Raw genomic sequence first — 23,564 nt, forward strand, 5'->3', positions numbered from 1 at the left:
GTGGCACAACCGCATGCAGCTACCCCAAACAAACGATGTTAGGCCAAGCATAACTGGCTAGCGAGCAGCGTTCGCTCCAGCGGCACCGTGCAAAATGCGGGGGTCCTTCGCGTACCGCTCAGGATGACGACGAAAGACGACCTACCGCGGTGACTTGTCCACAAACTCCGCCTTCTCCCCCGGATTAAGCAACGTCGGCGGCTTCCGCGGAGCAGTCCCCTCTTTCACCACCGGAGCCTCAGGCACCGCAGCCTCCTCCGTATTCACAGCCAAAGGCCCTGCCGCAACCTCTTCCTCCGGCACAGCTTCCTTCGTCTCAGCCACCGCCAACCCACTAAGATCGACAGGCCCTTCCCTGGATGGTGGCGCAGCCTTTTGCAGCTCTGCCAGATCAGCCCGGTCGCCGGCACTCAACTCCGGCAGGCGATAAATCTCGATAGCCCCCTTCCGAACCACGACCGCTCGCATCCCGTCCGCTGAAAGATCGAAGTTCTCCGAAGTCCGAAGCACCGGAGAACAGTTGACCTTCAACAGCAGATCGCCGGTCTGCGTCTGGTACACGCGAACCTCCTGGGACTGCACGTTGTCGGTCGTCAGGATGTCCGTCGCAATAGAAGCATTCGTTCGGCTTACCGCGAAACGCCCGGCAGCAGGGGCGAAGGCGAAGACCGGCTGCACCGTGAAGCTGTCCAGGGGCTCCTGCCACATCTCATGGGAGTTGAAATCGAACGCCATCAGCATGGGCCGGTCCACGCTTCCACGACAGCTCAGGGCCACTAACTGGGTGGGGCTCACCAACCGGAGGCCGGGAGGGCAACTGCTGTCGATGGGCGCCAGCTTGATCGTCTTTCCTCCAAAGGGCTCAAACGCAATCGACCATCGGGCGCCCTGCCCGGTATCGTTCGACCGGAGATAGCCGTCGGCACTCATCGGCAGGTTAATCGTCGAGGCCGAGCGCGCCGATCCCACAAGGGAGCTCGCCAGAGGAGAACCATCCGAGCCCCCACCAGCAATGCGGTAGAAATCGAGAGCGACCATAGAAGACGACGAAGCATCGCCAAGCAAGACCGTCGTTGCGCCGGATTTCTTCGCAGCCTTCGTCTCGATCGTTACCAGCCGGTTATCCGGCGAAACGACCACCGCTTCAACCTGGCCGGAACGATGTGGAAACGGCCTGCGCACAAAAGGCTGATCGGACCTCAGGTTCACCATCGGCGTAAAGGTCCAGAGTGCATTCCCCTCGCGCAGCAGAAAGCGCCCCTCCCCCAGATTCCACAGGTAGCGGCCGTGGTCATGGAGATGCCACTCCGTCCGGGCAAGCACCTTGCCGGAGGGCAGCTCCACCAGGAGAGCGGCAACCATGCGGTCGTCATGATCCGGCGGATCGCCCGGCAGCCGCGGCACCAGGCAGCGCAGGCTGAAGGTCACCAGCAGATGCTCGCTGTCCGCAAAGTGCACCGTCAGCAGGGAGACTCCGGCGTTCAGGAAGTTAGGGGAAGTCCCCGGAAACCCAAGATCTTCGAGGGAGAACCGGGCCTCGGGAGGGGATTGATGGGAGGGTTCAAACGCCAGCGTCTGCAGCGGCGCCGCAAACACGGCAGCCAGCGGCAGAAGGTACAGAGACCTTCGCCAGGCTCCATCACAACGCAGTCTCTTTAGCAGGGGAACCAGCATCGACGACTCCGCGTACATGTACTCTTGCACAAACGGCTAGCGCGGTGTCCATTGTAAACCGAAGCCTGACGTCTGCTCACTCTCCAAAAGAACAGGAGAGAAGCGCAAAATTTCTTTAGGGAGTTCCACCCATGAACTACGCATCCCTGCGCATGGCGGCAATCAGTCCGCTGGCGACAGCCGCGCTCTCGGCCGCATTCCTTCTTGCCACCTGTCCTTCGCCACTCACCGCTCAGAGCCCTGCCAAGGCCGACGCTCCCCCTGAGACCCACTACGTCCCCGCACCCGCCTTCGATACCTCTTCCATCGACCCAAAGGCCGACCCCTGCAATGACTTCTACAAGTTCGCCTGCGGTAACTTCGCGGCCAACCACCCCATTCCCTCCGACCAGACCGGCGTCGACCAGTTCTATCTGCTCTACAACGTCAACACGCAGGAGCTGAACGGCATCCTGAAGAAGTACACCGTGGCCGACCCCTCACGGACCCCGAACGAGCAGAAGATTGGCGACTACTACGCTGCCTGTATGAACACCGACCTGATCGAGCAGCGGGGCCTCGCGCCGATCCAGCCGCTGCTGGACGCAATCAACAAAGTAAGCCGTCCCGGCCTGCCCTACTTCGCAGGCGAGTTGCAGCGCTATGGCGTGAACGTCTTCTTCGGCTTCGGAGAGCTCCAGGACTTCAAGGACTCCACCAAACAGGTTGCCTTCATCGATCAGGGCGGACTCGGCCTGCCTGAGCGCGACTACTACACACGCACCGGCGACAAGGACAAGACACTCCGCGACCAGTACGTCGCCCACATCACCAAGGTGCTCACCCTTGCCGGTGAAACCCCGCAGCAGGCGGCCCTGGACGCTAAAAACATCCTCGCCTTCGAGACCACACTCGCGGAGGCCTCGATGACCAACACCGAGCGCCGCGATCCCGAAGCGATCTACCATCCGCAGACGATGGCAGCCTTCGAAGCCAGCATCGGCAACGTCCCCTTCGCTCCCTTCTTCGAGGCCATTCACTCCCCCCATATCGATTCCCTCGTCAACGGCAACCCAGCCTTCTTTCCCAAGATGATCGAAGCTGTTCACAACGCCGATATGCAGACGCTGCGTGCCTACCTCCGCTTCCACGTTGTGGACGAGGCCGCCTCCAACCTGCCCAAGCGTTTCGACGATGAGCGCTTCGACTTCTACGGACGCAAGCTCAGCGGCCAGCCGGAACAGCGTCCGCGCTGGAAGCGCTGCTCCGCTGCCGTCGACGGCTCGCTCGGCGAAGCCCTCGGCCAGGTCTACGTCTCGCAGTACTTCGCCGGCGACAGCAAGGCCAAGACACTCGAGATGGTCCACGACATCGAGAGCGCCATGAACAACGATCTCGACACGCTGGATTGGATGAGTCCCCAGACCAAGGTTCGCGCGAAAGAGAAGCTGCACGCCGTCGCCGACAAGATCGGCTACCCCGAACACTGGCGCGACTACTCGAAGCTCAACGTCGCTCCCGACGATGCCTTCGGCAACGCACAGCGCGCCACCGCCTTTGAGAATGACCGCGAACTGGCAAAAATTGGCCAGCCCATCGACAAGCTCGAGTGGGGTATGACACCGCCGACCGTCAACGCCTACTACGACCCCAGCATGAACAACATCAACTTCCCCGCCGGGATCCTGCAGCCCGCATTCTATGACGCCAAGGCCGATGTCGCCGTGAACTACGGTCATATCGGTGCCGTCATCGGCCACGAACTGACGCACGGCTTCGACGACCAGGGCCGGAAGTTCGACGCCACAGGCAACATGACCGACTGGTGGACAGCCGAGGACGCCAAGAAGTTCGAGTCTCGTGCCGGTTGCCTGGTTAACGAGTACGGCAGCTTCACCGCCGTCGACGATGTCAAGGTCAACGGCAAGCTTACGCTGGGTGAAAACACCGCCGACAACGGCGGCCTGGTGCTGGCGTACATGGCCTATGTGGCTCGCGCAAAGAAGGACGGGTTAGACATCAACAAGAAGATCGACGGCTATACCGGACCGCAGCGCTTCTACATCGCGTTTGCACAGAACTGGTGCGAGAATGCGCGTCCCGAACAGGTTCGTCAGCAGGTGCTCACCGACGGACACTCGCCAGACCACTTCCGCGCCAACGGAGCCATCGTCAACCAACCCGGCTTCGCTCCCGCGTTCGGCTGCAAGAAGGCCTCACCCATGGTTCCAGCCGACGCCTGCCGAATCTGGTAAAGAAAACAGAGTGTAGAGGTTAGAGCTTAGAGGATAGAAAAGGCGTGGTTTTCTCTACACTCTATCCTCTACTCTCTATCCTCTGTCTCTCATGCGAAAGTAGACTGTGCCCCGTCTCGCCCCCAATCGCTCTCTTGGCTTCGCCGCCTGTGCCCTTGCAAGTACCTTCTGGGGTTGTGGATTCTTCTTCGGCAAGATCGCTCTTGCCGAGATGAACGTGGGTTCGATGGTGCTTTATCGCTTCCTGTTTGCCACGCTCGGCCTGCTGCCGCTGCTGCTCACCCATCGTCCCGGGCTCAACTCCACCGAGTGGCGCACACTGCTCATCTGCACCTTTCTCGGCGTGCCGATGCAGTTCCTGGTACAGTTCCGCGGTCTCTCGCTGACCACCGTCTCCCACGCCTCACTCATGGTTGGAACCCTGCCGGTGATCCTCGCCGTCGGCGCCGTGCTCTTCATGCACGAACGCATGCAGAAGCTCGGCTGGGTGGCCCTCGTCCTCTCGACCGCGGGCGCTGCCTTGATCGCACTCGGCGGGCACCACAGCACCGAGACCGGCGGCCCATCCCTCAACGGAGATCTGCTCGTCGTTGCCTCCATGGTCATCTCGCTCTTCTGGATCCTGCTCAACAAGGGCCTGGTCAAACGACATAGCCCGATTATGATTACAGCCTATGGCCTGGCCCTCGGGACAACCATGCTGGCGCTTTACGTTCCCCTTGCGTACGGCCCGCCACCTGTTCATGGAGTTTCGTTGAAGGCCTGGGCAGCGCTGGCGGCAAGCGGTCTTCTCTGCACAGCCACGACTTCTCTGCTCTGGAACTGGGGGATGACACAGGTACCCGCCTCGCAGGCCGGCGTGCTGCTCAACATGGAGCCCCTGATGGGTTCGCTGCTCGGCGTCTTCCTCCTGCATGAGCATCTGGGACCATCCGCGTTCGTGGGAGGAGCCATGATTATCGGTGCAGCAATCGTCCTGACCACGCTCTCTCCGGCGCCCGCACTTGAGCCGCTTTGAGTTCTTTGCACAAAAACACACGGGTCTTTGCTACTATTCTGCGGTAACCCTGCGCCCTTAATTCCTTACCGATCGGAGACTCTTATGTTGAAACTGCGATTTGCTCTACCCGCACTCGCTGCCGCGCTCTTCTGTTGTCACGTATCTCTCGCCCAGGCCCCCGCCGGAGCTCCTGCCGGATCGACCGGCCAGTGCAAGGACGGCACCTACTCCACGGCCGCCACCAAGGCCGGCGCCTGCCGCGGCCACAAGGGCGTGCAGCAGTGGTTCACCGCCTCTGCGGCAACTCCGGCCAAGCCTGCCGCAGCCGCCCCTGCCAAGTCCAATCCGGCACCCGCTCCTGCAGCAGCCCCCCAGTCTTCCACGACGATGATGATGGCCCCGGCTCCGTCTTCGAAGCCCGCGAAGTCTATGCCCGCGCCCTCGGCAACAGCCGCCCCCGGCGGCGGCCCAAACATGGTTTGGGTCAACACGGCGAGCAACGTCTACCACTGCCCCAGCGACCGCTACTACGGCAAGACCAAGGCCGGTAAGTACATGACCGAAGCCGACGCCAAAGCCGCAGGCGCTCACGGACAAAAAGGCGAGACCTGCTTCAAGTAGCCCTTGTTCGATAACAAACGGCCCCTCGGTGGGGCCGTTTGCTTTTGCAGCTTTACACTTGTCCCATCACCATCGCCCTACACTTGACCCATGCCGATCGTACAAATCACAGGATTCCGTTCCGCGCTCCTTCGGACGCACTGGGGTAGAGGCCTGCGCGCCGGTCTTGCAGTCGGCGGCGCCATGCTGGTCTGCTACGTTCTCGGCAAACCCATGGGATGGGCTGCGCTGGGCGGTCTTCAGGTCATCATGGCCGATAACGGCGGCCCGTATCGCTCGCGCCTGGCCAACATCGTAACCGTGCTGCTGGGAGGCTCGATTGCGGTCGCACTCGGGGTGATCGCAGGCGTCAATCTTCCCGTTGCCATCCTGATCAGCCTTGTCTTTTGCTTTGTCGCCACACTGGCTCGCGTACTTTCGCAGCCTCTGGCCTCGTCCAGCGTGACCATCCTGGTTGCCTACATCGTCGCTTTTGGCAGCTCGCAGCATACGTTTTCCTATGGCCTGATCAGTACGGGCTACTTCGTCTTCGGAGGCCTGTGGGCCTCATTACTCGCCCTGCTGCTCTGGCCGGCGGACCCGTTTCGCCCGGCGCGCAACGCCGTCGCCGACGTCTACGCCACCCTCAACGAGTTCATCCGCGCTCTCCCCGCAGCCCATACCGCGGAAGGCCAACCGCACTTCCATGAAGTGCTGGCACGCCTCCGCCTTCGCATTGAAGAGGCCCAACTGGCGCTGGCAGCAACGCCGGCCCGCATGACCTCACGCACCATCCGCGCGCGCAATCTGTCCGTCCTGAACGAGAGCGCCGACCTGCTGACAGCCCGCATCATGCGGTTTGCCGAACTCGGCTCCAGGTCGGCGGACGGCAACCACCTCACCGCGGATGCGCCCCTGCATCTCCCCGAGATCACCACCTGGCTGCTGACCTCGCTCGCCCCTATCGAATCCGCGCTGCGCCAGCGCCCTGTCGATCACGAAGCAGCCTTCGCGCCGGAAGGATCGCTTTCGGTAGAGCTGCATCGAACCTTCGCGCGTCTGAAAACCGCTGTTGGCGACACCTCAACCTCCGATTCCAGGGCCCATCTCGTCTCGGCGTTGCTCGACTCTCTGCTCATCTTCGAAGTCACTTATGAGGCCGTTCGAGCGATCTGGTCCGGCGTCGAGCCGCGCAGCCGGGAGGCCGCAAGGCTGCGTAACTCCGGCCTAGAAGATGTCGCCACAAAGGTCTCTGCTCCCATGCTCTGGACCGAGACGCTCCGCGCCAACCTCACCCTGCGCTCCATCATGTTTCGCCATGCGCTGCGCCTCTCGACTGTGGTGGCCATTGACGTCCTGCTGATTCACTTCACGAGAATTCAGCATGGCTACTGGCTCGCGATGACCTCCATCATCGTGCTCCAGCCCTACGCGGGCGAGACCGTGCGCCGATCGGGCGAACGCACGATCGGAACCGTCGCCGGGGCTGCGGTCGCGTCAATGCTGGCAGCCGTCATCTACGGCCAGGCCGGGCTGCTCGTAGCCATTACCATCGGCTCGATTCTCGCCGTGGCCTTTTACGCGGTCGACTACGCCTGGTACTGCTTCTTTCTGACCCCGACGGTCGTCCTTATGACGCTTCCGCACCTGCGCGACTGGCACTTTGCCGCCGTGCGCCTGGAGATGACCGGCCTCGGCGCGCTGGTCTCCGTCCTGGCCATGCTCCTGCTCTGGCCGGAGCGCGAGAGTCTGCAGCTTCCCAGCCTGCTCGCCCGAGGCACCGCGGCGGACGCCACGTATTTGCGCACCATGCTCATTTTTTGGCAGAAGTCGGACAATGACTCTATCGACGCCAGGATCACCGCCGAGCGATCGCTGCTGGCCCCGGCACGACGCCTCTGCGGGCTTACCGTCAACGATGCCGAAGAGACGCTCGACCACGCATTACTCGAACACTCCATCCCGCTCAATCCGGCCAAGGCCCGCACCGAGATCCTCAACCGCGCCGCGCTCACCTTCACCACCTACCTGCGCCGTCTAACCCAGACCATCACGACGCTGGCGGCCATCGGCTATGGCGGTGAAGAAGAGACCAGTCGCCTCATCGCACGCTTTGCGGAGCGGCTCGACGCCGTCTCCCGTGCGCTCGAACAGCACGAATCCTTCGTCGCAGTCGAGACGACCGACGATTCAGTACCCACGCTGCAGGATTCGTTTTCAGGACAGCAACTCCGCCGTCTCGAGCGTCAGATCTCCGTGCTCGAACGCACCGCCAGCGAACTCGCCGCCATTAAACTGGCGTAATAATCCCACCCACCGGCAAGGATGTAGGCAGAGAGCCGGGGCGGCGCAGATGCATCGCCTCCGCCACCACATCGGTGTACTTCAGACCCGCGCCGGTGTTGAACAGAACGACCCGTTCACCGGGCTTGATCTCACCGCTCGCCAGCAGCGTGTCATAGGCCACCGTCGCCGCTGCGCCTTCGGGAGAAAGAAACAGCCCTTCGTGCTTCGCCCAGTCGAGGATCGACGCGAGGATCGCAGCATCGTCCGACGCCACCACGCTTCCGCCGGAAGCACGCACGATGTCGAGGATCAGCCGGTCGCCATACGGCTTCGGCACGCGCAGACCGGCGGCAAAGGTCTCGGCGTTGGCAAAGAACTCGCTAGCGCTGTTGCCCTCGTCATAGGCCTTCGCTACCGGAGCGCAGCCTGAGGCCTGCAGGGCATACATGCGCGGACGCTTTCCGCTCACCCAACCGAGCTGCTCCATCTCCTCGAACGCCTTCCACATGCCGATGAGCCCAACCCCGCCACCCGTCGGATAAAACACCGCGTCGGGATATTCCCAACCAAGCTGTTCGACGAGCTCATAGCCCATTGTCTTCTTGCCTTCCACGCGGAACGGCTCCTTGAGCGTCGAGATGTCGAACCAGACATCCTCCGCCGCCACACCGCTCTCACGCTGCTGCTTGATCCGTTCGCCCACCATACGAGCACAATCGGAGATCAACCCATCCACCATCGTCACGGCCGAGCCGTAGAGCACGCCTTCGAGATAGTTGGCGAACGGCACATCCTTGGGCATGAAGATATGCGCGGCGATCTGCCCCGCAGCCGCATAGGCCGCCAGCGCTCCTGCCGCATTGCCCGCCGAAGGCACGGCGAGGTGCCGCAGGCCATAGTGCTTCGCCATCGTCACGGCCATCGCCAGGCCGCGGGCCTTGAAGGTTCCGGTAGGGTTCGCCCCCTCTTCCTTGACGAAGAGGCCCGGATAGCGGCGACTGTGAATCATCGGCGTCCAGCCTTCTCCAAGCGTCACCGGCGCCGCATCCGGCAGAACATCCGCGTAGCGCCACATCCCCAGACTCGCGGGCGAGGCCGCGGCCAGCGCAGCCGCATGTTCGCGACGGGCCGTCTTCCGCAGCGCATCCATGTCATAGCGAACGTAGAGAGACCCGGCGTCGATAGGACAAAGGGTCTGGGGGGTGTCGGCAGGGAGACGGTGGAAGCAAAGAGCGCACTCGAGGTAAGCAATGGCAGGCATCTCTTTGATGTTAACGCTCCCTTGCCACCGCACAAAGCAAATTGAGGATTAAGGAGCTTTTCTTACCCTGATTTACAATCTCAACAGGAGGATATCCATGTTTCGCGACAAGCCAAAGGAACCTCCCAGCTTTTCGACGCAGGAAGAATTAGAGACGCTTCTGCTAGAAGGACTCGAGAGCGGTGAGCCAATCCCTGTAACTCCTCAGTTCTGGCGTGACCTTGAATTGGAGTTGGAGTACCGGCAGAATTCCCGCCGAAAGGCTTCATGATCGCGAGGATATCGCCAGCAGCAGCAAATGACCTTCTCACGATCGCCGACTACCTGGATTTCAATACTATTTCGGGAACCTTAGGCAACGCCTTCTTGAAATCATCCGCAATAACCATCACGCAGATCGAAAGTTATCCTGATCTCGGACGAGTGAGGGTCACTTCCAACCCTCGGTTGGGAGATATTCGTTCTCTAAGTCTCGATTCTCCCTTCCAAATATTTGATCTTCTATCGTTTGGAGACTCAAGGGATCTTGGTCTTGAGAGTGCTGCACGGTGCACAAAATTTAAAACGGATTCTCGGAGTAACCTCGTGAGCTACCGGTCGTTACCACGCCTCATCGCCATCGACATGGACGGAACCCTGCTCGGCTCCAACGGCCGTGTCAGCGAGCGCAATATCGCCGCGCTCCGCAGCGCCGAAGCCGCCGGTGTCGAGATCGTCGTAGCGACCGGCCGCCGGCATGCCTTCGCCATGCGCGTCCTGCGTGAACTGAACCTCCGTCGCACAAGCGCCCTCGTCAGCTCCAACGGCACCGTCATTCGCACCATCGGCTCGGCGGGACTGCTGCACCGCAGCCACATCCCTCTTTCCACGGCACGCTGGCTCTGCGAGCACGTTGCAGAGTTCCGCAGCACCCTCGTGCTCACCTTCGATACCGTAGGCGAAGACGGCGATGACTCCCGTGGCGCTCTCGTCGTCGAAGAGACCAGCGACCTGTATGCCAACATGGATCGCTGGATGCAGAGCAACGAACCCTATATTGCACACGTCCCCTCGTTTGAGGATGCCCTCCAGGGCGACCCGCCCACCCAGATGATGCTGTGCGGCCCCATCGCCCGCATGCGCCGGGCCGAGGCCCTGCTGGCGGAGCATCCGCTCGTAACCCCCATCGGAGCCGATAGCCGGCCCGACGCTGAGATCGCCCTGCACCGCACCGAGTACCCGGACCACGATCTCTGCATCATCGACATCCTGCCCGCAGGCTGCTCGAAGGCTTCGGCGCTGCAGCACCTGGCCGAGCTGCGCGGAATCTCCATGCAGGACGTCCTTGCCATAGGCGACAACTGGAACGACGTGCCCATGCTCGACCACGCCGGTCAGGCCGTGCTGATGGCCAACGCTCCCGACGACCTGAAGCAGATTGCCGGAGAACGAGGCTGGGCGATCGGCCCCTCGAACGACGAAGACGGGGTTGCAGTGGCCATCGAAGCCGCCCTGGAGATTACATCCGCCCTTAATGCTACCGAAAAGCCCCTAATGGTAGTCTGAATCCTCAGTGTTCCCCTGCTTTCCAAGCCGTCACTGCATCGCCCTTGCGAGCCTTGTCGCCATGGCCTGCCCCGCCGCACACGCGTTCGAGCACATCACACTCCGCAACGGCTTCTCCGTCGATTGCGTACGCCATGAGGCCGTAGGCGATCGTACGCGGCTGTATACCGGAGACACCAACTACCAGGAACTCGCGTCGGCTGAGATCGCCAGCATCGAGATGATGCCCGACCCGCCCAAGCCACCGCCACCCGCCCCTGCTCCTGCGGCGCATGCCGACCTTACCGCAACCCCCACCCTGGCCCAGTTGCGCGAGATGCTGGCCCACGCCGGCGCTGAGCACGATATCGACGTCGACCTGCTGGCCAGCGTCATCAAGACCGAGAGCAACTTCCAGGTCAACGCCGTCTCCCGCGCCGGAGCCCGGGGCCTGATGCAGTTGATGCCCTCCACTGCCCACAATCTCGGTGTGCAGGACGTCACCCGCGCCGACCAGAACATCGCCGGCGGCACAGCCTACCTGGACTCGCTGCTGAAGCTCTACAAGGACAACCTCGCGCTGGCTCTTGCCGCTTACAACGCAGGCCCCGCGGCAGTCGCGAAGTACCACGGTGTCCCACCCTATCGCGAGACTCGCGCTTACGTCTCGCGCGTCATCCGGGAGTTCAATCGCCGCAAGACCGCGCAATTGACGACCACGAACGTCGCATCGCGTTGAAGTCCTGTAGCCTTACCGCATGCCAGCGAACTCGGGCCAACATAAAAAACGGCTGATTCCATGGATCGTCGCCATCCTCGCGGTGGTCGTACTCGCATGGCTGCTTCACAACCGCATCACCTTCGACTGGACCACCCTCGGGCGACAACTGCGATCCATCTCCCTCGGATACGTATTCACAGGCGTTGCTCTGCTCTACGTCGGCTACTGGCTTCGCAGCTGGCGATGGGCGATCCTGCTGACGCCCGTCCGCCGCGTCCGTCCACTCGAACTGCTTGGCCCCCAGCTCATCGGCTTTACCGCCGTCATGCTCATCGGCAGAATCGCCGACTTGGTCCGCCCCTACCTGATCGCCCGCCGACTGGGTCTGCCCGTCGCCACGCAGCTGGCGATCTACTCCGTGGAGCGAGCCTTCGACGTCGGAGCCGCCGCAGTTCTCTTCTCCTTTACGCTCGCCGTCGCACCGCACAACCTCCCGCACCACGTGCTCTACGTTCGAGCAGGAGCACTCTCACTCGCCGCCACATTCGCCCTCGTCGCGTTTGCCGTCTCCCTGCGTTTTGCCGGAGCTACTGTCGCCGAACTCAGCCGCCGTCTGCTTACACCGCTCTCCGCCGATCTTGCGAATCGCGTCAACGACCGCATCGTCGACTTCTGCAAAGGTCTCCACATCCTCTCCACCTGGAGAGAGTTCTTCACGGCCTCTGCGATCTCTCTGCTGATGTGGCTCGGCATCGCATGCGGCTACCTGCTGTCGGCGCGCGCCTTCACCTCCGAGCCAATCCTGGCCCACTTCAGCTTTACGGCCACGATGCTTATCGTCGCAGTCAGCCTGGGCGGCTCTATGCTGCAGCTTCCCATCCTTGGCTGGTTTACGCAGACCGGCGTCCTCGCCACAGCCTTACACGGCTTTTTCAACGTTCCCTGGGAGACCGCGACAGCCTGCGGCGCTGTCATGCTCTTCGTCACCACCCTCGACATCCTTCCAATCGGACTGATCGCCGCACGGCTGCAGGGCATTACCCTGCGGGAGGCCGTCGCCGAAAGCGGCGCAAAACAGCATAATCTGTCGTAACCCGGCAAAATTGTGATTCCCGTTCATAGACAACACGCGAAAGATCGCAATTCAAAGGGTTTACCTCCAACACTGATAAAATCCGATTGACATGAAATGCCCGTACTGCGCCTTCACTCAAGACAAGGTCATCGACTCACGCGAGAGCAAAGACGCGAACTCCATCCGGCGGCGGCGGGAATGCGAACGTTGCAACAAGCGTTTTACTACCTACGAACGCCTCGATGAAATCCCCTACATGGTCGTAAAAAAAGACGGTCGACGCGAAAACTTCGACCGCCAGAAGGTCCTCACCGGCCTGCTGCACTCCTGCCAGAAACGAAAGGTTTCTGTCACCCAGATGCAGGAGATCGTGGATGCCGTCGAAGCCTTCGTCATCGACTCGCCGGAGCGCGAACGCACCACCGCGTCCGTCGGCGAGCTCATCATGGCGCGCCTGAAGGACATCGACACCGTCGCCTACATCCGTTTTGCCAGCGTCTATCGCGACTTCAAAGATGTTCGCGAGTTCAAGCAGGAGCTCGAAGAACTGCTCGGCGGCAAAGACCCTAAATCCAAGCGGCTCGCCTCGCGCTAGCCTCCCCCTCATCTCTAACACGAAGGAAGAACCTTGCCCGACTTTACCCGCACACACAAGATCACGCTCATCCCCGGGGACGGAATCGGCCCGGAAGTTACCGCTGCCACCATCAACATCCTCGAAGCCGCCGGCAAGCAGACCGGCTGCAGCTTCGACTGGCACAACTATGATGCCGGTGCAGACGCCTACGCCAAGACCGGCGAGTACATCCCCAAGGCGCTCTACAAGTCGATCGAACAGAACCGCGTTGCCCTCAAAGGGCCGGTCACTACGCCCATCGGCGGCGGCTTCTCCTCGATCAACGTGACGCTGCGCAAGAAGTTCGACCTGTACGCGAACTTCCGTCCCGTCAAGAGCCTCCCCGGCCTGAAGTCCAACTACCCGGACATCGACCTCGTCATCTTCCGCGAGAACACCGAGGACCTGTATGCCGGCCTCGAAGTGATGATCAATCCCGACATCGCGCAGTCGATGAAGATCATTACCCGCAAGGGCTCCACCCGCATCGCGAAGTCGGCCTTCGACTACGCGAAGAAGCATGGCCGCAAGAAGATCCACGCCATCCACAAAGCCAACATCATGAAGCTCTCGGACGGCCTCTTCATCAAGTGCTGCAAGGAAGTCTCCGAAGAATTCCCCGACGTCACCTACGCCGAGCACATCGTCGACAACACCTGTATGCAGCTGGTGCTGAACCCCTACCAGTACGACATCATCCTGACCGAGAACCTCTACGGCGACATCCTTTCGGACCTCTGCTCGGCCTTCGTCGGCGGTCTGGGACTGGTTCCGGGAGCCAACCTCGGTGCAGAGTGCGCGATCTTCGAGGCAGTCCACGGCTCCGCTCCGGACATCGCCGGACAGGACAAGGCCAACCCGACAGCGCTGCTGCAATCTGCCGTGCTGATGCTGCACCATATCGACGAGGCGGCTACCGCAGACAAGATTCAGGCTGCGCTGGAGAAGGTCTACGCCGCAGGCAAGACACTGACCCGCGACGTTGGCGGTAAATCCGGCACGCGTGCTTTTAGCGAGGCTGTTATCGCTGCGTTGTAGCTTTGTTGTTGCATTTGTTTTTCTGGTTTGTCATTCCGCAGGGAATCTGCTTTTGCACTTGTTCTTGCTTTTCTGGTTGTCCTTCCGAGCGGAGCGAGCGAACCTGCTGTCTCCCGTTCTTTGCTCGTACTACCCAGAAAGCATCGAGGGCAACGTTGTGTTGTCGCACCATGTTTGTAACAGCACGAGCGAAAAGCGGGAGGAAGCAGGTTCGCTCGCTACGCTCGGAATGACAACCAGAAAAGCAACAGCAAGAACAACGGCAACAGCACGATCCTCCAATCAACCCTCACCGCATCCCCAAAGGACTACCGTGACTCTCCGCTCGACCTCGCTCCTCCTCCTCGCCGCCCTCACCCTCACCGGCTGCAAGCACGACGCTGCACCGAAGGCCACCGAGACCGCACAGTCGAGCCCGGTGCCGGCGGTCGATCCCGCCACCACTGGCACCGTCACGGGTGTCGTCCACTTCGACGGCAAGGCCCCTGCTCGCGTTCCTATCGACATGTCGATGGACCCGGCCTGCGCGTTCTCCAAGGACCCCAACCTCAGCGAGCAGTTCGTCGCCACCGACGGCAAGCTGGCCAACGTGTACATCTACGTCAAGTCGGGTATCGCGCCTTCGCAGGCCCCCGCGGGCACAGCCCCCGTCGTACTCGACCAGAAGGGCTGCCGTTATCTGCCACACGTCGTAGCCGTGCAGCAGGGCGGATCGGTTGAGTTCCGTAACTCCGATCCCACGATGCACAACATCCATACCATGCCCTCCACCGTGGGCAATGAAGGCGTGGACATCTCCCAGTCCCCCATGGGCCAGCCGCAGACCCACTCATTCAAATCGCCCGAGGTCATGCTGCCCGTACGCTGCAACAACCACCCCTGGATGAACGCCTTCATCAACGTCGCTCCCAACCCATACTTTGCCGTTACCGGCGCGGACGGCAGCTTCACGATCAAGGGTCTGCCGGCAGGAACCTACACACTCGCCGCGGTGCATGAGAAGCTCGGCGAACAGGATATCCAGATAACTGTGGCTCCCAAAGCAACCGCCAGTGCCAGCTTTGCCTTCACAGCTAAGTAGGATTTCGCCGCAAGAAACTTTACCTTGCGGCGCTGGAGCACGACTGCCATGAATCTTCATGTTTTGCTGGTCACGCACACGCTGCCGCTGTGGTTTCTGGTGTTATCGCTCTTTCTTCCGCGCATCTGCCTGCTGATCGCGTGGCTGCAGCACGGTCTCGGGGCTTACATCCCGACCTCCCTCAACCTGATCCAGATCATCGTAGCCCTGCTGATTCCGCGCATCCTGATCCTCTTCTGGATCTACCAGGACCAGGGCATCGGCCTCTGGTTCCTGATCCACGCCATCGGCCTGGTGGTCGCATGGGGTGGGGGCGGAAGCCGCGTAGTGAGCCGTCGCCGCGTCAGGGTCATCGAAGATTAAGCAAGTGCTAACGGCTGGTTGTGCGGCAAGCTGCCGCACAACCAGCCGTTGTTTCTTCAGCAATCGTGACGCCGCACAATTCACGCGTTATTCTTGATACATGGAACGGCGTAACGTAGGTATTCTGGGCGCGACCGGCATGGTCGGGCAGCGATTTATTCAGCTTCTTGCGAATCACCCCTGGTTCAACATTACCTGGCTAGCCGCCAGCGACCGCAGCGCCGGCAAAACCTACGCCGACGCCTGTAAGTGGAAGCTCGACACGCCCCTGCCGAAGCACATCGCGCAGATGGTGGTGCAGCCCAACACCCCCGAAGCCTCCACCACCGAGCTGCCGCGCATCATCTTTGCCGCGCTCGACGCTGATATCGCCCGCGAGCTTGAGCCGAAGTTCGCCGAGGCAGGCTGCGCCGTGATCTCAAACTCATCCGCCTTCCGCATGACGCTGGACGTGCCGTTGGTCATTCCCGAGGTCAACGCCGGCCATCTCGATCTCATCGAGCGGCAGGCCACGCGCAAGACCTCCGGCGGTTACATCGTCACCAATCCGAACTGCTCGGCCATCGGACTGGTCCTCGCGCTCAAGCCGCTGGAAGACAGGTTCGGCATTGACAGCCTCTTCGTCACCACGATGCAGGCCATCTCCGGCGCAGGCTATCCCGGCGTGCCTTCGCTCGACATCCTCGGCAACGTCGTTCCCTTCATCAAGAACGAAGAGGAAAAGATGCAGGAGGAGGTCGGCAAGCTGCTCGGCACGCTTGACGGCAGCTCGGTCTCTCCGCTGCCCGCCAAGGTCTCCGCGCACTGCAATCGCGTCGCCGTCGAAGACGGACATACCGAGTGCGTCAGCATCAAGCTCCGCAAGCCCGCAACCTACGAGCAGGTCATCGCCGCCTGGGAAGAGTTCCAGCCGCTCAGCGGCAAGGGCCTCGACGGCCTGCACCTGCCGACCGCGCCACTCCACCCGGTGGAGTACGACACCGCCGTCGATCGCCCGCAGCCGCGCCTGGACCGCATGCGCGGCGCAGGCATGGCCTCCACCGTGGGACGCCTGCGTCCCTGCTCGATCTTCGACTGGAAGTTCGTCGTGCTCTCGCACAACACCATTCGCGGCGCCGCCGGTGCCGCCCTGTTGAACGCCGAGATCCTCGCCGTCCTCGGCAAGCTCGACTTCCGCCAGTTCCCTCCCCTGAAGCAGCCGGTACAGGTTGCGGAAGCGGTGGTGAAGGCATGAGCACACCCCGCAACCACATCGTCGTCATGAAGTTCGGCGGTACCTCGGTCGAGGACGCTACCGCCATCCTGCGCACAGTGGGCATCGTCACCGGACGCAAGCGCAAGGGCCTCAACCCCGTCGTCGTGGTCTCCGCCATGTCGAAGGTCACCGACGCTCTGCTCGCCTGCTCTGCCGCTGCTCACGCCGGCCGAGGCGACCGCGAGCCCGCGCTGGAGATCTCCTCGCGCCTGCGGGTGCGCCACATCGAAACCGCCGCACGCCTCGCCAGTGGAGATCGTCTCACTGCACTGCACCGCTCTATCGACGAGCACTTCGACGCGCTCGATGAGCTGCTGCGCGGTATCGCCGCTGTCGGCGAGTTGACAGTCCGCACCTCCGACCTCATCGTCAGCTTCGGCGAGCGGCTCTCCAGCCTGATCATCGCCGCTGCCTTTGCCGAGCAGGGCACCGCCAGCGCCCACATCGATGCTCGCACCATCATCCGCACCGACAGCCACTACGGCAAGGCCGCACCCGACGAAGTAGAGATCGAAAGCGCTCTCCTCGCGAAGGTCCTGCCGCTCGTCGACTCCGGTGCCATCCCCGTCATGGGCGGCTTCATCGGCTCCTCGCCCAGCGGAGAAACCACCACACTCGGCCGTGGCGGCTCGGACTACACCGCCGCTCTCGTCGGTGGCGGTCTGCACGCCGGAGCCATCGAGATCTGGACCGATGTCAACGGCATCATGACCACCGACCCGCGCATCTGCCCCGATGCGCTGCGCGTGAAGACCATCAGCTTTGAAGAGGCGGCCGAGCTCGCCTACTTCGGCGCCAAGGTCCTGCATCCGGCGACGATCCTGCCTGCCGTGCAGAAGAACATCCCGGTCTGGGTGCTCAACAGCCGCAATCCCGAAAACGAAGGCACCAAGATCACCGCGACGCCGCAGTCCTGCGCGAGCCCGTTCAAGTCCATCGCCGCGAAGAAGAAGCTGACCATCATCGACATCGTGGCCAGCCGCATGCTGCTCGCCCACGGCTTCCTCAAGTCGGTCTTCGACGTCTTCGACAAGCACAAGTGCGCCATCGACATGGTCTCCACCTCCGAGGTCTCGATCTCGGTTACGGTCGACTCCAAGGAAGCACTGCCCGCCATCTGCGAAGAGCTGGGCCGCATTGCCGACGTCAAGTACGAGAGCAACAAGGCGCTCATCTGCCTGGTGGGCGAAGATATTCGCGGCCACGCCGGCATCGCCTCGCAGGTCTTCAGCGCGGTCTCGCACATCAATGTGCGCATGATTTCGCAGGGAGCCAGCGAAATCAACATGAGCTTCATGATTAACGAAGAAGATGTGGATGAGGCCGTTCGCTCGCTGCACAAGAGATTCTTTGTCGCACCCGACGCGAGTATCTTCGATGTTGAAGAGCGAGCTACACTCGCTCGGGACATTGAAGCGCGAGCTGTGCCCACGAACGCTTAGGAGTTTTTGAATCATGCGCATTCTCGTACTCGGAGTAGGCAAGACCGGTAAGCTCGTTGCGGAGGTCGCGGCGGAACGCGGCCATAGCGTTCACGTTCTCGACGCGAAGGAGAACAAAGACGCCGCAGCCCTCACCGCGCCGTTCGTCGCCGGCTTTGACATCATCATCGACTTCACCACCCCTGAAGCCGTCGTCTCCAACATGCGCGCCTGCCTCGCAACCGGCGCGAAGATGGTCATCGGCACGACCGGCTGGTACGACAAGCTGGACGACATGAAGTCACTCGCCGAGCGCCGTGGCGCAGCCCTGCTCTACGGCACCAACTTCTCGATTGGCGTGCAGAAGATGCTCGATCTCGCAAAGAAGATGTCGGCAGCGCTCAAGGACTCGGGCTACCACTTTGCCATCTCCGAGACACATCACGAGAGCAAACTCGATTCTCCCAGCGGCACCGCGATCACCCTCCGCGACGCCGTGCTGGAGACCATTGGAAGCAACAACGAGGTGCCGATCCACGCCACCCGCACCGGCGAAGTAGCAGGCATCCACACGCTGGAAGCCATCGGCCACGGCGACCGTCTGCTCCTCACTCACGAGTCAAAATCACGGCGTCCGTTTGCCGAAGGCGCAGTCCGCGCCGCGGAATGGCTCGCCTCCCGCACCGGCGTCTACAACGTGCGCGAAGTGTTCGACAAGCTGTAGGGCCTTTGCGTGGCCTCGAATGTTGAGGAGAAGCAGAGGTCTGCATTTCTGGTTGTCATTCCGAGCGAAGTGAGGAACCTGCTGTCTCCCGTTCTTCGTTCGTATCACCCCAGAATGTCTAAGCTGAAACGAGATATTAGATTGAATACGCCCATAACTCTCGTGGGGGGTACAGGCAAAAAACGGGAGACAGCAGGTTCACTCGCTGCGCTCGGAATGACAACCAGAAAGGCAAAAGCCAAAAATAGCCCAGGGTTTCACCCTGGGCTATGATGACGTCGCCCCTTAGGGGCTCAGATCCCTGACTTACTGGTTGTTCTCGTCCTTCTTTTCGAGGTGCTCCTCGATGGCTTCGGCACCTTTATAACCGGCGACGGCTGCTGCGCCTTCCGTCAGGATCGACGCGTTGGGGTCCAGCTTCTTCACGCCTTCAACCGCGACTACAGCTCCTGCGATCTTTTCCGCTTCTTCCAAAAATCCCATGACCGACTCCTTTGAAGCATTCAGAATGGATACACCCCGTTCGAGGCGCAATCAGGATAGCACTCGAAGGTAACGGAGAACGCGCACAAAACGATCAAACCTGAATGGTTTTGAGGGTCACTACTCGCGATAAACTTTCAGCATGTCTTCGCTGCCTTCCGACGCCTTCGCCGCCCTTTCCTTCGATCAAAAGCTGGACCGCCTCGCCGAAGTGGCGATCCGAATCGGCCTCAATCTGCGCGAAGGCCAGGAACTCGTCCTGACCGCTCCCACCGATGCGCTGCCGCTCGCCCGCCGCCTCACCGAGCACGCCTACAAGGCCGGCGCGAAGCTCGTGACCGTCTTCTACACCGACGACGCCACCACCCTCGCCCGCTTCCAGCACGCGCCCGACGCCAGCTTCGACTACGCTCCCCAGTGGCTGCAGGACGCCATCGCCACGGCGTTCCGGAGCGGCGCAGCCCGCATGGCCATCACCGGAGCCAACCCCGCCCTGCTGGCGCAGCAGGACCCCTCCAAGGTCTCCCGCGCCAACATCGCCGCCTCCAAGGCCTCCAAGCCCGCGATGGAGCTCATCACCCGCCACGAGATCAACTGGACCATCGTTGCCGCCGCCACGCCCGCCTGGGCCGCGCTGGTCTTCCCCAACGATCCGCCTGAGCTGGCTCTCGGCAGGCTCTGGGACGCCATCTTCGCGACCTCGCGCATCACCTCCGCCGATCCCGTCGCCCAGTGGAAGGAGCACGGAGCGAACCTCAAGAAGCGCGTCGACTTCCTGAACGACAAGCGCTTCCACTCGCTGCGCTTCTACACCCCCGACGGCACGACCGACCTCACCGTCGGCCTTGCCGATCAGCACCTCTGGGCCGGCGGCGGCACCACGGCGGGCAACGGCGTCTACTGCCAGCCCAATATCCCCACCGAAGAGTGCTTCACCACGCCGCACAAAGACCGGGTCAACGGCGTCGTCACAGCTTCGAAGCCGCTCTCGCACCAGGGCACGCTGATCGAAAACATCCGCTGCACCTTCAAGGACGGCAAGATCGTTGAAGCCACCGCAACCAAGGGCCAGGAGGCGATCAACAAGCTCATCTCCACCGATGACGGCGCACGCCGCCTCGGCGAGGTCGCACTGGTACCGCACAACTCTCCTATCGCGCAGTCCGGCATCCTCTTCTGGAACACGCTCTTCGACGAGAACGCCGCGAGCCATATCGCGCTGGGCCAGGCCTACTCCACCTGCCTGATCGGCGGCGAGAAGATGTCGAACGAAGAGCTCGCCAAACTCGGTGCAAACGAGAGCCTGATTCACGTCGACTGGATGATCGGTGGCCCGACGATGAACGTCGACGGCCTCGCAGCCGATGGCTCTGCCGAGCCTCTCATGCGGGCGGGCGACTGGGTATAGACAGAAGAATTGCTTTAATCGATCACTCGCTACAGGAGGTGCTCTGCCGACGCAATAGACGCAATGAAGTGAATTCCCGGAACCTGCAATCCGTGCAATTTTTTATCGTTGGTCACGAAAATCTCTACCCCTGCAGCCGCAGCACAAGCGAGTTGCATAGCATCAGGGCCTCGTACCGAAGTCAATTGCCGGACTTCGCGATACCGATCACTCGCAACTTCCTCAAACGCAAGGACTCGAGCCGTCTGTACGATCACATCACGATACTTCGAATAGTTTCCGATGCTTGCTCTACGTGGCGACTGCACCTGAATCTCTCCTACGGTGACCCAGGATGTAATTAACTCATCCCCACGAACCAGCATCTTGGTTCGTAGAGCCATGGCTTCTTTTTGATGAATTGCATGGTTCTCGAATAAATAGATGAACACATTGGTGTCCCAGAAGATTCGGCTCATCGTTACTCGGCCCTCAGCCGATTCACATATTCCACCGCATCCAACGCCCAAAGCCCCTTACCCGATCCAGCAAGGGCCAACAAAGGGTCATCTGTGGATGCGCGACTGCGTCTCTTCGCACACCATTCCTCATACCATCGGAGAAGTGGCATTAAATGCCCCGGAAGATCCGATGCTTTGGGGATCACTCGCCCATCACGCTCCGCGTGAAAGGGGTCGGAAGGACAGAGTAGGCGGCGCAGCCCATTCTGGGTCTCGAAAAGCATCCGCAGCTTTGCCTGATTTGGAGCTCGGTTCGCAACACAGTGTTGATTCGCATGAAGATAGATGCTGATATCTTCCTTTTCGGTCAGGCCTTCTTCTTTCACTTTCGCCACGATTTCGGCAACGGTGAATCCCTCAACCTTCGAATGTTCACGGTGAAGCATAGCTGTTGCAACCCACACCGCATCGGCAACTTTGAGATCTAAAGCACGCTCAACCGTTTGCATGTTGTCTCCCCTTCAAACAAGGATATAAGGATTTATCCTTTTGTCAAGGATACCTGTTATTTTCAAATCTCTACCTTTTGTCCTACTATCTAAGGCACGTCCCCATGCAGGCCACCTCCTCTCCAGCCCGGCTCGAAGCCTTCTCCGACGGCGTCATCGCCGTCATCATCACCATCATGGTGCTGGAGCTAAAGGTGCCCGCGCTGAGCGGCTTTGCGGCGTTTCACGGAGTCATCTCGACCTTGCTGGTCTATGGCCTTTCGTTCGCCTTCATCGCAGTCTACTGGGTCAATCACCACGGTCTCATCGGCACGCTCACCCGCTCTAACAACCGCATCCTCTGGGCCAACCTAATCTGGCTCTTCGCTCTGTCGCTGATCCCCTTCTTTACCGACTACATCAACGAACACTTCGACTCGTTCTCCGTCACCATCTACTGCATCTGCATGCTAGCGGCAGGCGCGACCTTTCTGCTCCTGCGCTATACCGTCGAGTGCCAAGTAGCGCGTGAGGGGCGGCTGGCGAGCGCCGACCGCACCCGTTTCCAGCATTGGGGATCGGTTGGCATCTACGCCGTCAGCATCGGTCTCGCTCACATTTCACCGCGTGGTGCGTTGTTCGTCAGTTCCTTCGTTACACTCCTCTGGATCCTTCCAACCCTGGGCCTCTTCGGGGGTTCGTACGGCGGCGACGTCCCTGCCTCCCACCACGAACTCGCTCCGCACGAGCCCGAAATGGATCACTCCCACACGCACAAATAGCCGGGTTTCGAATTTCCTCACTGGTTTCCTCACAGGAAATAGCCTTCATGCCCTCATTCGACCGCGCAAAAAGCGGCGATGTGCTCTAAACTACCCTTCGGCATGAATCTGCAAGGTTGCGGTACAGCACTCGTTACTCCTTTTCGCCCCGACGGTTCGGTGGATGAAACTGCGCTCCACGCTCACGTCAACTGGCAGATTGCCAACGGCGTCTCCCTGCTGATCCCCGCAGGCACCACCGGCGAGGCCTCCACGCTTACGGAGCAGGAGTGGCTGCGCGTCATCGAGGTCACGGTAGCCGCGGCAGCGGGCCGGGTTCCCGTCTTCGCCGGATCGACGCATAACTCCACCCACCAGGCCGTCGTCAATGCGAAGAAGCTGGCGAACATCCACGGACTCACCGGCATTCTGACCGCGAACCCGTATTACAACCGCCCCGGCCAGGAAGGCCAGTACCAGCACTTCCGCGCCATCGCCCAGGCGGTCGACCTGCCGATCCTGCTCTACAACATCCCTGGCCGCACCGGCGCGAACCTCGAGCCCGCCACCGTCCTGCGCCTCGCCGAGATTCCCAACATCATCGGCATCAAGGAATCCAGCGGCAACATGGTCCAGATCACCGAGCTGATCACCCAGGCGCCCCGCGCCTTCAAAGTCTTCGCCGGAGACGACTCCCTCGCCCTGCCCACACTCGCCGTCGGCGGTGTAGGACTTATCTCGGTGGCCTCCAACGCCATTCCGCAGCAGATGTCGCAGATGATCGGTTACGCCCTGAGCGACAACTGGATCGCCGCGCGCCGCATCAACCGTCACTACTTCCACCTGATGCAGGCCCACTTCACCGAGCCGAGCCCCGCGCCCATCAAGGCCGTGCTCGCCCTGCTGGGCCGTGGCAACGAGCAGCTCCGCCTCCCGATGATTCCCGTCTCGGCAAGGACACGCCACACTCTGGAGATGATCCTCGGCGAACTGGGTCTGTTGCGCGACCATCCGCACGAAAACCTGCGCGTCTTCTAAACGCCGTTGTTTGTTTGTGCCGTCATCTGAGCCGACGGCACAAACCGACCTCAGGCGCTCTACCTCGACAAAA

At 61.3% G+C, this 23,564-nt stretch carries 23 protein-coding genes; 18 read left to right on the forward strand and 5 right to left on the reverse strand.

The window, feature by feature from the left end; all coding sequences use genetic code 11:
- Positions 1–141: 141 nt before the first annotated feature.
- Positions 142–1,674 (reverse strand): hypothetical protein, encoded by a 1,533-nt coding sequence (locus tag ACIX8_RS18170; protein ID WP_014266837.1) that lies wholly within the window; start codon positions 1,672–1,674, stop codon positions 142–144.
- A 131-nt stretch (positions 1,675–1,805) separates the two neighbouring features.
- On the opposite strand from ACIX8_RS18170, the gene ACIX8_RS18175 reads away from it, so the two are divergent.
- From ACIX8_RS18175 to ACIX8_RS18190, 4 genes are all read left to right on the forward strand, one after another.
- Positions 1,806–3,908, forward strand: a complete 2,103-nt coding sequence (locus tag ACIX8_RS18175; protein WP_014266838.1) for a M13 family metallopeptidase — start codon at positions 1,806–1,808, stop codon at positions 3,906–3,908.
- A gap of 106 nt (positions 3,909–4,014) precedes the next feature.
- Complete coding sequence (locus tag ACIX8_RS18180) at positions 4,015–4,926, forward strand: DMT family transporter (protein WP_014266839.1); 912 nt, start codon at positions 4,015–4,017, stop codon at positions 4,924–4,926.
- 84 nt (positions 4,927–5,010) lie between these two features.
- The gene (locus ACIX8_RS18185) at positions 5,011–5,529 is read left to right on the forward strand and encodes a DUF3761 domain-containing protein (protein ID WP_014266840.1); all 519 of its coding nucleotides are present in this window, start codon (positions 5,011–5,013) and stop codon (positions 5,527–5,529) included.
- 90 nt (positions 5,530–5,619) lie between these two features.
- The gene (locus ACIX8_RS18190; protein ID WP_014266841.1) at positions 5,620–7,812 is read left to right on the forward strand and encodes an FUSC family protein; all 2,193 of its coding nucleotides are present in this window, start codon (positions 5,620–5,622) and stop codon (positions 7,810–7,812) included.
- Here ACIX8_RS18190 and ACIX8_RS18195 read toward each other — a convergent pair.
- Entirely contained in the window at positions 7,799–9,055 is a 1,257-nt protein-coding gene (locus ACIX8_RS18195; protein ID WP_014266842.1) for a threonine synthase, read from the reverse strand. The genes ACIX8_RS18190 and ACIX8_RS18195 overlap by 14 nt on opposite strands.
- A 493-nt stretch (positions 9,056–9,548) precedes the next feature.
- Here ACIX8_RS18195 and ACIX8_RS26610 point away from each other — a divergent pair, with 493 nt between their 5' ends.
- The 11 genes from ACIX8_RS26610 (at position 9,549) to dapB (ending at position 18,873) form a co-directional block, all read left to right on the forward strand.
- Positions 9,549–9,644, forward strand: a complete 96-nt coding sequence (locus ACIX8_RS26610) for a type II toxin-antitoxin system RelE/ParE family toxin (protein ID WP_190273693.1) — start codon at positions 9,549–9,551, stop codon at positions 9,642–9,644.
- The gene (locus tag ACIX8_RS18200) at positions 9,641–10,600 is read left to right on the forward strand and encodes a Cof-type HAD-IIB family hydrolase (RefSeq protein ID WP_014266844.1); all 960 of its coding nucleotides are present in this window, start codon (positions 9,641–9,643) and stop codon (positions 10,598–10,600) included. The genes ACIX8_RS26610 and ACIX8_RS18200 overlap by 4 nt, the downstream gene beginning before the upstream one ends.
- A 61-nt stretch (positions 10,601–10,661) precedes the next feature.
- Positions 10,662–11,318, forward strand: coding sequence for a lytic transglycosylase domain-containing protein (locus ACIX8_RS18205; RefSeq protein ID WP_014266845.1), 657 nt, complete (start codon positions 10,662–10,664; stop codon positions 11,316–11,318).
- Between the two features lie 19 nt (positions 11,319–11,337).
- Positions 11,338–12,393, forward strand: a complete 1,056-nt coding sequence (locus tag ACIX8_RS18210; RefSeq protein ID WP_014266846.1) for a lysylphosphatidylglycerol synthase transmembrane domain-containing protein — start codon at positions 11,338–11,340, stop codon at positions 12,391–12,393.
- A gap of 91 nt (positions 12,394–12,484) precedes the next feature.
- Positions 12,485–12,970, forward strand: coding sequence for a transcriptional regulator NrdR (nrdR, locus tag ACIX8_RS18215; RefSeq protein ID WP_014266847.1), 486 nt, complete (start codon positions 12,485–12,487; stop codon positions 12,968–12,970).
- Between the two features lie 33 nt (positions 12,971–13,003).
- Positions 13,004–14,029, forward strand: coding sequence for an isocitrate/isopropylmalate dehydrogenase family protein (locus ACIX8_RS18220; protein ID WP_014266848.1), 1,026 nt, complete (start codon positions 13,004–13,006; stop codon positions 14,027–14,029).
- 313 nt (positions 14,030–14,342) lie between these two features.
- A complete protein-coding gene (locus ACIX8_RS18225) occupies positions 14,343–15,110 on the forward strand; it encodes a carboxypeptidase regulatory-like domain-containing protein (RefSeq protein ID WP_014266849.1) in 768 nt (255 codons plus the stop codon).
- 48 nt (positions 15,111–15,158) lie between these two features.
- Positions 15,159–15,473 carry a hypothetical protein gene (locus tag ACIX8_RS18230; RefSeq protein ID WP_014266850.1) on the forward strand — a complete coding sequence of 105 codons (315 nt, stop codon included), beginning with the start codon at positions 15,159–15,161 and terminating at the stop codon, positions 15,471–15,473.
- A 100-nt stretch (positions 15,474–15,573) separates the two neighbouring features.
- Positions 15,574–16,707: an aspartate-semialdehyde dehydrogenase gene (gene asd / locus ACIX8_RS18235; protein ID WP_014266851.1), complete on the forward strand. Its 1,134-nt coding sequence runs from the start codon at positions 15,574–15,576 to the stop codon at positions 16,705–16,707.
- On the forward strand, positions 16,704–18,170 hold the full coding sequence (lysC, locus tag ACIX8_RS18240) for a lysine-sensitive aspartokinase 3 (protein WP_014266852.1): 1,467 nt from the start codon (positions 16,704–16,706) through the stop codon (positions 18,168–18,170). Before asd ends, lysC begins: the two co-directional genes overlap by 4 nt.
- 13 nt (positions 18,171–18,183) lie before the next feature.
- Positions 18,184–18,873, forward strand: a complete 690-nt coding sequence (dapB, locus tag ACIX8_RS18245; protein WP_014266853.1) for a 4-hydroxy-tetrahydrodipicolinate reductase — start codon at positions 18,184–18,186, stop codon at positions 18,871–18,873.
- Positions 18,874–19,179: 306 nt separating this feature from the next.
- Here dapB and ACIX8_RS26005 read toward each other — a convergent pair whose 3' ends face one another.
- Complete coding sequence (locus ACIX8_RS26005) at positions 19,180–19,356, reverse strand: hypothetical protein (protein WP_014266854.1); 177 nt, start codon at positions 19,354–19,356, stop codon at positions 19,180–19,182.
- Between the two features lie 142 nt (positions 19,357–19,498).
- On the opposite strand from ACIX8_RS26005, the gene ACIX8_RS18250 reads away from it, so the two are divergent.
- On the forward strand, positions 19,499–20,764 hold the full coding sequence (locus ACIX8_RS18250; RefSeq protein ID WP_014266855.1) for an aminopeptidase: 1,266 nt from the start codon (positions 19,499–19,501) through the stop codon (positions 20,762–20,764).
- Positions 20,765–20,793: 29 nt separating this feature from the next.
- Here ACIX8_RS18250 and ACIX8_RS18255 read toward each other — a convergent pair whose 3' ends face one another.
- Together ACIX8_RS18255 and ACIX8_RS18260 are read right to left on the reverse strand one after the other, a co-directional pair.
- Positions 20,794–21,222 (reverse strand): type II toxin-antitoxin system VapC family toxin, encoded by a 429-nt coding sequence (locus ACIX8_RS18255; protein WP_014266856.1) that lies wholly within the window; start codon positions 21,220–21,222, stop codon positions 20,794–20,796.
- A 2-nt stretch (positions 21,223–21,224) separates the two neighbouring features.
- Complete coding sequence (locus tag ACIX8_RS18260; RefSeq protein WP_014266857.1) at positions 21,225–21,713, reverse strand: hypothetical protein; 489 nt, start codon at positions 21,711–21,713, stop codon at positions 21,225–21,227.
- 104 nt (positions 21,714–21,817) lie between these two features.
- Between ACIX8_RS18260 and ACIX8_RS18265 the strand changes: the two genes are divergently transcribed.
- Positions 21,818–22,474, forward strand: coding sequence for a TMEM175 family protein (locus ACIX8_RS18265; protein ID WP_014266858.1), 657 nt, complete (start codon positions 21,818–21,820; stop codon positions 22,472–22,474).
- Positions 22,475–22,552: 78 nt separating this feature from the next.
- Positions 22,553–23,491, forward strand: a complete 939-nt coding sequence (dapA, locus tag ACIX8_RS18270; RefSeq protein ID WP_014266859.1) for a 4-hydroxy-tetrahydrodipicolinate synthase — start codon at positions 22,553–22,555, stop codon at positions 23,489–23,491.
- Positions 23,492–23,564: the final 73 nt, after the last annotated feature.

The sequence above is a fragment of the Granulicella mallensis MP5ACTX8 genome, assembly GCF_000178955.2.
GTDB lineage: Bacteria > Acidobacteriota > Terriglobia > Terriglobales > Acidobacteriaceae > Granulicella > Granulicella mallensis.